7 protein-coding genes are annotated in these 11,820 nt (G+C 64.6%); 4 read left to right on the top strand and 3 right to left on the bottom strand.

The features are described 5' to 3' along the window. Window positions 1–34: 34 nt before the first annotated feature. Window positions 35–2,359 (top strand): NADP-dependent malic enzyme, encoded by a 2,325-nt coding sequence (locus EN738_RS21405; RefSeq protein WP_127285455.1) that lies wholly within the window; start codon window positions 35–37, stop codon window positions 2,357–2,359. A gap of 122 nt (window positions 2,360–2,481) precedes the next feature. Next, entirely contained in the window at window positions 2,482–3,705 is a 1,224-nt protein-coding gene (locus tag EN738_RS21400) for a DUF2865 domain-containing protein (protein WP_127285454.1), read from the top strand. Here the strand turns inward: EN738_RS21400 and gltX are convergent. Then, complete coding sequence (gene gltX / locus EN738_RS21395) at window positions 3,623–4,996, bottom strand: glutamate--tRNA ligase (protein WP_127285453.1); 1,374 nt, start codon at window positions 4,994–4,996, stop codon at window positions 3,623–3,625. The genes EN738_RS21400 and gltX overlap by 83 nt on opposite strands. Before the next feature lie 718 nt (window positions 4,997–5,714). On the opposite strand from gltX, the gene EN738_RS21390 reads away from it, so the two are divergent. Then, the gene (locus EN738_RS21390) at window positions 5,715–9,488 is read left to right on the top strand and encodes a vitamin B12-dependent ribonucleotide reductase (protein ID WP_127285452.1); all 3,774 of its coding nucleotides are present in this window, start codon (window positions 5,715–5,717) and stop codon (window positions 9,486–9,488) included. 195 nt (window positions 9,489–9,683) lie between these two features. Here EN738_RS21390 and EN738_RS21385 read toward each other — a convergent pair whose 3' ends face one another. After that, window positions 9,684–10,292: a class I SAM-dependent methyltransferase gene (locus tag EN738_RS21385; protein WP_127285451.1), complete on the bottom strand. Its 609-nt coding sequence runs from the start codon at window positions 10,290–10,292 to the stop codon at window positions 9,684–9,686. A 39-nt stretch (window positions 10,293–10,331) separates the two neighbouring features. Beyond that, complete coding sequence (locus EN738_RS35615; protein ID WP_189340348.1) at window positions 10,332–10,499, bottom strand: hypothetical protein; 168 nt, start codon at window positions 10,497–10,499, stop codon at window positions 10,332–10,334. A gap of 105 nt (window positions 10,500–10,604) precedes the next feature. Between EN738_RS35615 and EN738_RS21380 the strand changes: the two genes are divergently transcribed. Further along, window positions 10,605–11,519 carry a LysR family transcriptional regulator gene (locus tag EN738_RS21380; protein ID WP_127285450.1) on the top strand — a complete coding sequence of 305 codons (915 nt, stop codon included), beginning with the start codon at window positions 10,605–10,607 and terminating at the stop codon, window positions 11,517–11,519. The last annotated feature ends 301 nt before the right edge of the window (window positions 11,520–11,820 follow it).

Raw genomic sequence — 11,820 nt, 5'->3', positions numbered from 1 at the left:
AAAGGCAGCGAAGCAGGAGCGCAAGGAGGCCGGCATGGACAGCGAGAACAAGAAACCGGCCCGGTCGGACCTCGACGAGGCCGCGCTCTACTTCCACAAGCATCCCATTCCCGGAAAGCTGGAAATCCAGGCGACCAAGCCGCTCGGCAACCAGCGCGACCTGGCGCTCGCCTATTCGCCGGGGGTCGCCGCCCCTTGCCTCGAGATCCGCGACGATCCGGCAACCGCCGCCGATTATACGGCGCGCGCCAACCTGGTCGGCGTCGTCTCCAACGGCTCGGCGGTGCTCGGCCTCGGCAATATCGGCCCGCTGGCCTCGAAGCCGGTCATGGAAGGCAAGGCGGTGCTGTTCAAGAAGTTCGCCGGCATCGACGTCTTCGACATCGAAATCGATGCGCCGGAGATCGAGCGCATGGTCGAGACGGTCGCGGCCCTGGAGCCGACCTTCGGCGGCATCAACCTCGAGGACATCAAGGCGCCGGAATGCTTCGAGGTTGAGGAGCAGTTGAAGGCCCGGATGGGCATTCCGGTGTTCCACGACGACCAGCATGGCACGGCGATCATCGTCGCGGCCGCGGTGCTCAACGGTCTGGAGTTCGCCGGCAAGACGATTTCCGACATCAAGATCGTCACCTCGGGCGCCGGCGCGGCGGCGCTTGCCTGCCTCAATTTGCTGGTCTCGCTCGGCGCCAAGGTCGAGAACATCTGGGTCACAGACAGGTTCGGCGTCGCCTACAAGGGCCGCACGGACGAGATGGACCGCTGGAAAGACCCTTATGTGAAGGACACCGACGCGCGCACCCTGGCCGACGTCATTCCCGGCGCCGACGTCTTCCTCGGCCTGTCCGCCGCCGGCGTTCTGAAGCCTGAACTGCTGCAGCACATGGCGCCGAAGCCGCTGATCCTGGCGCTGGCCAATCCCAATCCAGAGATCATGCCGGAGGCTGCGCGGGCCGCGAGACCGGATGCGATGATCTGCACCGGCCGTTCCGATTTCCCCAATCAGGTCAACAACGTACTGTGCTTTCCTTACATCTTCCGTGGCGCGCTTGACTGCGGCGCCAGCGCCATCAATGAGGAGATGAAGATGGCAGCGGTCAGGGCGATAGCCGCCCTTGCCCGCGAAGAGCCCTCGGATGTCGCGGCGCGCGCCTATTCCGGCGAGACGCCGATCTTCGGGCCCGATTTCCTGATCCCCTCGCCCTTCGACCCGCGCCTCATCCTGCGCATCGCGCCGGCCGTCGCCAAGGCCGCCTGCGACACCGGCGTGGCCACCAGGCCGATCGCCGACTTCGCCGCCTATATCGACAAGCTGAACCGCTTCGTGTTCCGCTCCGGCCTGGTGATGAAGCCGGTGTTCTCGACGGCCAAGGCGTCGAGTGCCAAGCGCGTCATCTATGCCGACGGCGAGGACGAGCGTGTGCTGCGCGCCGCGCAAGTGGTGCTGGAGGAAGGCATCGCCGAACCGATCCTGATCGGCCGCCCGCATGTCATCGAGGTCAGGCTGAAGCGCTATGGGCTGCGCATCAAGCCGGGCGTCGATTTCGGCCTGATCAACCCGGAGGAGGATCCGCGCTACCGCCACTATGTCGACCTGCTGATCGAGCTTGCCGGGCGGCGCGGCGTGACGACGGAAGCGGCGCGCACCATGGTGCGCACCGACAACACGGTGATCGCCGCACTGGCACTGAAGCGCGGCGATGCCGACGCCATGGTCTGCGGCCTCGAGGGCCGTTTCGAGCGGCATTTGCGCAACGTCACGCTGATCATCGGCCCGCGTGCCGGCATCAAGGACCGCGATCTCTCGACCCTCTCCATGCTGATCTCGCAGCGCGGCATCATCTTCCTCACCGACACCCATGTCTCGGTCGATCCTACGGCCGAGGAGATCGCCGAGATGACGGTGCTGGCGGCGGAGGAGATCCAGCGTTTCGGTATCGAGCCGAAGGCAGCGCTGCTGTCGCATTCCGACTTCGGCTCGCGCGATTCCCCGAGCGCGCTGAAGATGCGCCAGGCGGCGGCGATCCTTGCCCGCATCGCGCCCGAATTGCAGTGCGACGGCGAAATGCATGCCGACTCGGCGCTGTCGGAGCACCTGCGCCAGCGCGTCTATCCGCATTCGCGGCTGAAGGGCGAAGCCAATCTTCTGGTGTTCCCGAACCTCGATTCGGCCAACATCACGCTGACGGCGCTGCGCGCCATGATGGATGCCCTGCATGTCGGGCCGATCCTGCTCGGTACCGACAAGCCTGCGCACATCCTGACGCCCTCGGTGACCTCGCGCGGCGTCGTCAACATGACGGCACTGGCGGTGGTCGAGGCGGCGCACAAGGCGCAGGCGGTCGTCAATCTGGGCTGAGGCCGGATATTGCGGTAGACTGCGGGTTGCAGACTCAAGTGCTTTCGGCTGCAAAGTAAAGACAGGTTTAACCGCGGACACGCTAGTCTATGCGACAGGCTGGCAATCGGGGTTTCAGGCGAATGAAGGGCGCGGGGTTGAAGCTGACCCACCTTGCGGCGCTGCTCGCGGCGCTGGCGACGTCGGCTGTCGCGGTGACCGAGCCGCAGGCCGCCTCGCGCATGTGCCGCCAGCTCGAAGCGGAGCTGGATGCCAGTCGCGGCGGCGGTGGCGGACCGGCGATAATCCGCAAATATGACGACGCCATCGCGCGCCAGCGCGAACAGATGGCGAAGGCGCGCAACCGGGCGAGCGATGCCGGCTGCGGCTTTTCGCTGTTTTCGCGCAACGTCAACAAATGCGCCGCGATCAACGCGAACATCGATCGCATGAACGCCAATCTCGATGCCCTGCTGGCGAAGCGCGAGCGTCTTTCAGGCGGCGGCACCCGCCGCGACCGAAGCCGTATCCTCGCGGCGCTCGATGCCAATGGCTGCCGCGACGACGAGATCGCGCCGAGGCGCGCTCCGATCGAGGAGGCCGCGCACGACAATGGCGGCGGCGGCAATCTGTTCGAGCAGCTCTTTGGCGGCGGCAACCGCGAGCTCGAAGCGCTCGACACGCCCGATGCGCCTGACGTGCCGCCGGACGATCCGAGCGAGCGCAACATCCGCCGCGTGATCAACCAGCCAGACGGCATGGACCTGCCGCGGCTGAACGGTGAATTCCGCACCGTATGCGTGCGCACCTGCGACGGCTATTTCTTCCCGATGTCGAACGCCGCTTCCTATGGCGATTTCGAGCGCGATCAGAAGAATTGCGAATCGAGCTGCCCGGGCACCGAGATGCAGGTGTTCTACACGCGTGGCATGGACGACGATGCTGGCGCGATGACCTCGTCGGTGACTGGCAGGCCGTACAGCGAACTACCGAGCGCCTATCTCTACAAGCAGAGCAACATGGCGCGGCCGCCGGCCTGCGGCTGCAACGCGCAAGCGCAGAATTTCGAGATCATCGCCGGCAATCCGCCGAACCCCGGGCAGTCCGATCCCGAGGCAGCCACGGCGCCCTTCGTTCCCATGCCCGGTACCAAGCCGGATCCGGGCGCCGATCCGGAGACGCTGGCCAATGCCGAAGGCGGGCTCGACCGCGACGCCATCAAACGCCTGGCCGAGAAGCCGGCGACATCGCCGGTGTCGGCGCTGCCGCCGGAGCAGCGCAAGGTCAGGGTCGTCGGGCCATCGTTCCTTCCCGACCCAGCAGGGGCAATAGATCTGCAAGCTCCGGCCCGGAAGGCTGTCCAGTAAGAGCCAGTCGGAGCGGCATGAACAGCGCCTTGCCCTTGCGGCCGGTTGCTTCGCGAATCTTGCCGGTCCAATCCTTCCAGACGGTGCCGTTCCACGGCTCATCCGGCAACAGGTCGAACGCCTGGTGCAGGAAGTCGCGGTCCTCGCCGGAAAACTCCGCCGGCTCCTGCGGCCCCTGATCGACGATACGCCACCAGGCAACCGCGTCGGCCAGCCTGTCGAGGTTGCCGCGCACGGCCATCCAGAACGGCTCCGCCTTGTCGCCTGAAACACCCAGCACGATCAGCCGGTCGCGCGCCTCGGCAAACGGCATATGGTGCATCAGCGTGCGGTTGAGCACGAACAACTCGTCCGGATCGAACTTGGCCGCCGATTTCGAGGTCGCGGCCGGATCGAAATGGCCGGCGAGGTCGGCAAGATCGTGCGCCGCCGCGACGTTCTCCGACGTGCCGACGAGCACCGCCAGCGAGGCGACCGCCATCGGCTCGATACCGTTCTCGCGCAGGCTTTCGATCGACAGCGCGCCGGTGCGCTTCGACAGGCCCTCGCCCGAGACCGTGGTCAAGAGATTATGGTGGCCGAAGACCGGCGGCTCGGCGCCGAGCGCCTGGAACAGCACGATCTGCACGCCGGTGTTGGTGACATGGTCGTCGCCGCGGATGACGTGGCTGACGCCCATCTCGATGTCGTCGACCACCGACGGCAGCGTGTAGAGATAGGTGCCGTCCTCGCGCACCAGCACGGGATCGGACAGCGAGGCGAGATCGACGGTCTCCTCGCCGCGCACCAGGTCGTTCCAGTGGATCTCGGTGCGCTCGGGCTGCAGCGGATCGCTGGTGAAGTTCGGCAGCAGGAAGCGCCAGTGCGGGCGGCGGCCGTCCGACTGGTATTCGGCCACCTGCTCCGGCGTCAGCGTCAGCGCCTCGCGGCCGTAGACCGGCGGCAGGCCGCGCGTGCGGCGCACCTTGCGGCGCAGATCGAGTTCCTCCGGCGTCTCGTAGCAGGCGTAGAGGACGCGCGCCTCCTTCAGCCGTTCGACTGCGGCGTCATAGATCTCGACGCGCCGCGACTGGTATTCGGTGGCGTCCGGGAAGATGCCAAGCCAGTGCAGGTCGTAGAGGATGGAATCGGCGAATTCCTGCTTGGAACGGGCGATATCGGTGTCGTCGAAACGCTGGATGAAGCGGCCCTTGTTGTTCGCGGCGAACAGCCAGTTGAACAGAGCGGTGCGCGCATTGCCGATATGGATGCGGCCGGTCGGCGACGGGGCGAAACGGACGGTAACTGTCATGAGCGGGGCGTAGCGGATGCTTTTCCGGTTGACAAGACGCGCCCCCGCGCGAGGGGCAAGACATAGTGCAAGCCAGCTAAAATGAAAAGCCGGTCGTCCGGCATGGTCCCCTTGGCCTCGAGTCGTTGCCGACGGCCGCAGAACCGGGAGTTGCGCAGGCCCTTTCTGTCCCCGTTATCCACATCTGTGACACACAAGATATTGGGGTCACAAAAGCTACGTAAACGAATCCTTGACGGCGCAAAACGAGTCGCCTTTTATAGGCCATGCGTTCCTGTTGAGAGCGCGACCGGAGAGTTCAGAGGCCGGTCTTTTTTCCCGGATTTTGTGCGTTTTGCCCACATTTCCGCCCGTTCACGAGGCCGGCGGAAGCGTTGGGATTGGGTGGGGCTTGGGTGGCGAAAAGGGAGAATTGTCGGACTGGAAAAAATGATCTGTTAACACTATATTTAGTGTTTGCAGGCAGGTTCGACCCTAGATAGTGTGAAACCCTCGATCGGGGGAATCGCGAAAAAGTTTCAAAGTTTTGAGGGACCCGCAGGTTCGTCGGCGAGTTGGAGAGGCACTTCGCAAGAAGTTGGCCAACGCGCCGTGCGACGACTGCGAAGGAGATGCCGGCGTCGTCAAGATGCCCGGCAAACGGCGGACCGCGCGTTTCGCTTTCGGGGCATGAATCCCTGGGGAAAAGCGCTATATATAGACACAAAGGACCGGACCAATGCGCATCGAGCGTCGTTTCACCAAGCCAGGACAATCCGCCTACGCGGAGATCGAATTCCGCAAGGCGCTTTCCGAGATTAAGAATCCGGATGGCTCGGTGGTGTTTCGCCTGGACAATATCGACGTGCCGGCGCAGTTCAGCCAAGTCGCCGCCGACATCCTGGCGCAGAAGTATTTCCGCAAGGCCGGCGTTCCCGCTCGCCTGAAGAAGGTCGAGGAGAACGACGTCCCCTCCTTCCTGTGGCGCTCGGTCCCCGACGAGGCCGAACTCGCCAAGCTCCCCGAGGCCGAGCGCTATGGCTCCGAGATCGATGCCCGCCAGGTCTTCGACCGCCTCGCCGGCACCTGGACCTACTGGGGCTGGAAGGGCGGCTACTTCAAGTCCGAGGAAGACGCGCGCGCCTTCCGCGACGAGCTTGCCTATATGCTGGCCACGCAGCGCGTCGCGCCGAACTCGCCGCAATGGTTCAACACCGGCCTGCACTGGGCCTATGGCATCGACGGCCCAAGCCAGGGCCACTTCTATGTCGACCCCTTCACCGGCAAGCTGACCAAGTCGAAGTCCTCCTACGAGCACCCGCAGCCGCATGCCTGCTTCATCCAGGGCGTGCAGGACGACCTCGTCAACGAAGGCGGCATCATGGACCTGTGGGTGCGCGAGGCGCGCCTGTTCAAATATGGCTCAGGCACCGGCTCCAACTTCTCGCTGCTGCGCGGCGAAGGCGAAAAGCTGTCCGGCGGCGGCCGCTCCTCCGGCCTGATGAGCTTCCTCAAGATCGGCGATCGCGCGGCGGGCGCCATCAAGTCGGGCGGCACGACGCGCCGCGCCGCCAAGATGGTCATCGTCGACGTCGACCATCCCGATATCGAGGAATTCATCGACTGGAAGGTCAATGAAGAGCAGAAGGTCGCCTCGCTGGTGACCGGCTCGAAGATCGTCAAGAAGCACCTCGAAGCGATCATGAAGGCCTGCGTCAATTGCGAAGGCCATGACGACGACTGCTTCGACCCGGCGATCAACACCGCGCTGAAGCGCGAGATCAAGGCGGCCAAGAAGGACGCGGTGCCGGAGAACTATATCTACCGGGTCATCCAGTTCGCCCGCCAGGGCTACACCTCGATGTTGTTCAAGACCTACGACACCGACTGGGATTCGGATGCCTACCTCACGGTCTCCGGTCAGAACTCCAACAACTCGGTGTCGCTGAAGGACAATTTCCTGCGCGCAGTCGAGGCCGATGGCGACTGGCAGCTCACCGCCCGCAAGGACGGCAAGGCGCTGAAGACGCTGAAGGCGCGCGACCTGTGGGAAAAGATCGGCTACGCCGCCTGGGCGTCGGCCGATCCGGGCCTGCACTTCAACACGACGATGAACGACTGGCACACCTGCGCCTCGGCCGGTGCGATCCGGGCTTCCAACCCGTGCTCGGAATACATGTTCCTCGACGACACGGCCTGCAACCTCGCCTCGATCAACCTGCTGCCCTATCGCAATGCCGACGGCACGATCGACATCGCCACTTACGAGCACACGGTGCGGCTGTGGACCATCGTGCTCGAGATCTCGGTGATGATGGCGCAGTTCCCGTCGAAGGAGATCGCCAAGCTCTCCTACGAATACCGCACGCTCGGCCTCGGCTACGCCAATATCGGCGGCCTGCTGATGACCTCGGGCATTCCGTACGATTCCGACGAGGGTCGCGCCATCTGCGCCGCGCTCACCGCGATCATGACCGGCACGGCTTACGCCACTTCGGCCGAGATGGCCGCCGAGCTCGGCGCCTTCCCGGACTATGACCGCAACGCCCAGAACATGCTGCGCGTCATGCGCAACCACCGCCGCGCCGCCTATGGCGACAAGGACGGCTACGAGAAGCTCGCCGTCAACCCGGTGCCGCTGGTCGCGTCCGATCTGAAGCAGCAGGCGCTCGCTGAGCATGCCAAGGCGGCCTGGGACCGCGCCATCGAGCTCGGCGAGGAGCACGGCTACCGCAATGCGCAGGCAACCGTGATCGCGCCGACCGGCACGATCGGCCTGGTCATGGATTGCGACACCACCGGCATCGAGCCCGACTTCGCGCTGGTCAAGTTCAAGAAGCTCGCCGGCGGCGGCTACTTCAAGATCATCAACCGCGCCGTGCCGGAAGCGCTGCGCACGCTGGGCTATTCCGAAAGCCAGATCGCCGAGATCGAGGCCTATGCGGTCGGCCACGGCAACCTCAACCAGGCGCCCGGCATCAATCCCGGCTCGCTGAAGGCCAAGGGCTTTTCCGACGACAAGATCGCGGCGCTGAACGCGGCGCTGAAGTCGGCCTTCGACATCAAGTTCGTCTTCAACCAGTGGACGCTGGGCGCCGACTGGGTGAAGGAGACGCTCGGCTTCACCGACGAGCAGCTCGGCGATTTCTCGTTCGAGATGCTGCCGGCGCTTGGCTTCTCGAAGAAGGACATCGAGGCCGCCAACATCCATGTCTGCGGTGCGATGACGCTGGAAGGCGCGCCGTTCCTCAAGGCCGAACACCTCGCCGTGTTCGACTGCGCCAGCCCGTGCGGCAAGATCGGCAAGCGCTCGCTGTCGATCAACAGCCACATCCTGATGATGGCGGCGGCGCAGCCCTTCATCTCCGGCGCCATCTCCAAGACCATCAACATGCCGAACGAAGCGACGGTGGAGGACGCCAAGAACGCCTACATGCTGTCGTGGAAGCTGGCGTTGAAGGCCAACGCGCTTTATCGCGACGGCTCGAAGCTGTCGCAGCCGCTCAATGCCTCGCTGCTCGCCGATGGCGAGGAGGATGAGGACGAGCTGGTCGAGCAGCTGATCGCGGCGCCCGCAGCGCAGCGCGCCGTGCAGGTGACGGAGAAGATCGTCGAGCGCGTGGTGGAGCGGCTCTACCGCGACCGCGAAAAGCTGCCGAACCGCCGCAAGGGCTACACGCAGAAGGCAGTCGTCGGCGGCCACAAGGTGTATCTCCGCACCGGCGAGTTCGACGATGGCCGCCTCGGCGAGATCTTCATCGACATGCACAAGGAGGGTGCCGCCTTCCGCGCGATGATGAACAACTTCGCCATCGCCATCTCGCTCGGCCTGCAATACGGCGTGCCGCTCGATGAATATGTCGAGGCCTTCACCTTCACCAAGTTCGAGCCGGCCGGCATGGTGCAGGGCAACGACGCGATCAAGAACGCGACGTCGATCCTCGACTACGTGTTCCGCGAGCTCGCGGTCTCCTACCTCGCCCGCCACGACCTCGCCCATGTCGACCAGTCGGACTTCGACAAGACGGCGCTCGGCCGCGGCATCACCGAAGGCAAGGCGACGCCGTTCTCGAAGGGCCTGACTCGCGGCGTTTCGCCGGTCAAGCTGGTCTCGGGCGCCGGCGGCGATCCCAAGGGCTTTAGCGGCTCGGCGCCGGCGACGGCCCCTGCCCGCGCCGCTCCGACCGCCTTCTCCGGCTCCAACGTCTTGACGCTGAAGCCGGCGAGCGACGAGGCCATCGCCTACAAGCGCGACTATGAGGAGCGCGCCAGGGAACTGGCCGAGGACATCGTCGAAGAAGAAGCCGAGGCTTCCAGCACAGAGGCGCTGTTCACCGACGCCGCCGCGCAGGAAGCCGCCGACGCCAAGAAGCTCGCCGCGACACGGCGCCAGCAGTCGCTGCTGCAGGGCTACACCGGCAACGAATGCTCGGAGTGCCACAACTTCACCATGGTGCGGAACGGCACCTGCGAGAAGTGCGACACCTGCGGTTCGACGAGCGGGTGCAGCTGAGGCGATTTAAGCATCTGAAACGGATCGGCCCGGTCGCAAGATCGGGCCGATTTTCTTTTAGACAATCGTGAGCCCGGGAACGATCGATCACATCACCATCAAGGTTTGGCTCAGGTTCGCGTCAGCTGGAGCACCCCTCATCCGGCCGCTTCGCGGCCACCTTCTCCCACAAGGGGAGAAGGGAAAAGCGTCGCGTCATGCCGGCCTGACAGCCAGGAACGTGTTCCATTCCTCGCGATTGCGGCCCTCGTTGAAATCGTCCCGAAGCAGCACCAGCCCGGCGCTTTCGATACGGGCCGCGAAGTCGTCCCGGCGCCACAGGACGGTGTGATAGTTGCCATCCGTCTCGCCGTCGCCATTGCGCATCGACACCAGGAAGGCGCCGCCTGGCCGCAGCGATCCGGCTATCTTGGCGAGCACCTGTTCGATCTGGTCGCGGGGCACATGGATCAGGACGGCGAGCGCAAGCACGGCATCGTAGGGGCCGCCGAGATCGTCGGTGAGGAGATCGAGAAGCTCGCCGTGCTTGCCGCGCGCAGCCTGCAGCTCGAGAAACCGCTTTGTCGCGTCGGTGCGCCGAACCTTGACGCCCAGGCCCTCCAGAAAGTCCGCGTCGTATCCCGCTCCCGATCCGACTTCCAGAATCTGGCCGGCTGTGCCGGCGATCGCCACAAGCCGCTTCAGGGATGCCTGTTCTCTCTCGTTGGGAAAATGCCGCACGATGGCATCGTAACGTTCCGCATAGTCCTCATAGGCGCTGATCGTTTGACGGCTCTTCGCAAGAGCCTGCGATAATGCATCCATCTTTCCCTCCCTCGCGTCGGTCAAGGCGCCGGATTTGCCTCAGCGAAGGGTGCCGGGAGGCACGCGTCCGTCGAGCATGCCGATGTCGCGCAGGAAATGGTCCGATAGCGAACGGCGGTCAAGCAGGCCGCGCGTGCGTGGCCTGAACGGCGCGATGAAGAGGTCGAGAACCGGACGACGAAGCGTGTTGTAAAGGGTGGTGGTCATTGCCGTGTCCTTTCGGGTTCGAGTTCGATGACCAGAGCATGCCGTTTTCCGGCCTTGGATTCCAATCGAACCTCGCGTAGCATGCATCAGGAGGATTGATGCGTCATGAGTTGGGAGCTGCCGCCGCTAGGCGCCATCCGAGTGTTTGAGGCTGCGGCGCGGCTGGGCAGTTTCACCAAGGCGGCCGAAGAACTCGGCATGACCCAGTCGGCGGCCAGCTATCAGATCAAGGTGCTGGAAGAACGCGCGGGAACGCCGCTTTTCATAAGGAAAACAAGACAGATCGCCCTGACCGAGGCCGGACAGCAGTTGGCGCCGCACGCATCAGGCGCGTTCTCGGCCCTGGCCGATGCGTGGGTCGCGACCAAGGGCGGCGCGACCGGCGTGCTGTCGGTGACGACCATGGAGACCTTCGCAACGAACTGGCTGGCCGTATGGCTTGGAACATTCCAGCTGATGCATCCCGATCTCGCCGTGAAGGTGAACACATCGCCGCGTCTGGTCGATTTCACGCGCGAGGACATGGACGTCGGGATCCGCACCGGCACCGGAAAATGGCCCGGCCTGACGGCGCACTATCTGTTCAAGGCTGACTATACGCCGATGCTCAGCCCGAGACTGGCCGAGAGCGTGGGCGGCATCCACCGTCCCGAGGATCTCTACAAGGTGGCGCTATGCTGCGCCGACGATCCCTGGTGGAAGATATGGTTCGAGGCGGCCGGCGTGCCCTTCGAGCCCGATCGCGTCATCGCGGGTCCGACGCTGGGGTCGCAGGCTTACGATGCAATGGCGGCGCTGACCGACCAGGGCGCCGCGATCCTCACCCGCAACATCTATAGCGCCCTGCTGGCCAAGGGACAGTTGATCCAGCCTTTTGAAGTGCTTGGATCCGATGGCGACGGCTATTGGCTGGTGCACCTGGAAAGCCGCCGCAATGCACCCAAGATCAAGGTGTTCCGCGACTGGGTGCTCGCCCAGACGGCTGAGATACGCGAGCGCGAAAGACGCGAGGCGCGATAACATCGAGGCGATGGCCTACGAGGCAGCGCGCCCTCTCCTTCTCCCCCTGCGGGAGAAGGTGGCCGAGCGAAGCTCGGTCCGATGAGGGGTGTTCCAGCTTGACGCCGTCGGATGTGGAGCCGAGCGCTAATCTATTGAAATCGCTCGCTGACAGAGGCGTGGCGCCCCGTCGCGCACCCCTTGTGTGTCTGGAATCGTGCATTGTTGAGGGGTGCCACGGACCAGGTGCTTGCCTGATCCGTGGCGGCGGTCGAGAGCCCGTCACCCCTCAGGTAGCCTAAACCGTGGATGAGCTGGGGCC

This window comes from Mesorhizobium sp. M4B.F.Ca.ET.017.02.2.1, from assembly GCF_003998955.1.
Taxonomy (GTDB): domain Bacteria; phylum Pseudomonadota; class Alphaproteobacteria; order Rhizobiales; family Rhizobiaceae; genus Mesorhizobium; species Mesorhizobium abyssinicae.
This window is presented reverse-complemented; position numbering and strand designations above follow the sequence as displayed.

Excerpts from the sequence above, each read along its gene's own strand:
- EN738_RS21385 (WP_127285451.1), bottom strand. The coding sequence starts at position 10,292 with ATGGATGCATTATCGCAGGCTCTTGCGAAGAGCCGTCAAACGATCAGC.
- EN738_RS35615 (WP_189340348.1), bottom strand. The coding sequence starts at position 10,499 with ATGACCACCACCCTTTACAACACGCTTCGTCGTCCGGTTCTCGACCTC.
- EN738_RS21405 (WP_127285455.1), top strand. The coding sequence starts at position 35 with ATGGACAGCGAGAACAAGAAACCGGCCCGGTCGGACCTCGACGAGGCC.
- EN738_RS21390 (WP_127285452.1), top strand. The coding sequence starts at position 5,715 with ATGCGCATCGAGCGTCGTTTCACCAAGCCAGGACAATCCGCCTACGCG.
- EN738_RS21400 (WP_127285454.1), top strand. The coding sequence starts at position 2,482 with ATGAAGGGCGCGGGGTTGAAGCTGACCCACCTTGCGGCGCTGCTCGCG.
- gltX (WP_127285453.1), bottom strand. The coding sequence starts at position 4,996 with ATGACAGTTACCGTCCGTTTCGCCCCGTCGCCGACCGGCCGCATCCAT.
- EN738_RS21380 (WP_127285450.1), top strand. The coding sequence starts at position 10,605 with ATGAGTTGGGAGCTGCCGCCGCTAGGCGCCATCCGAGTGTTTGAGGCT.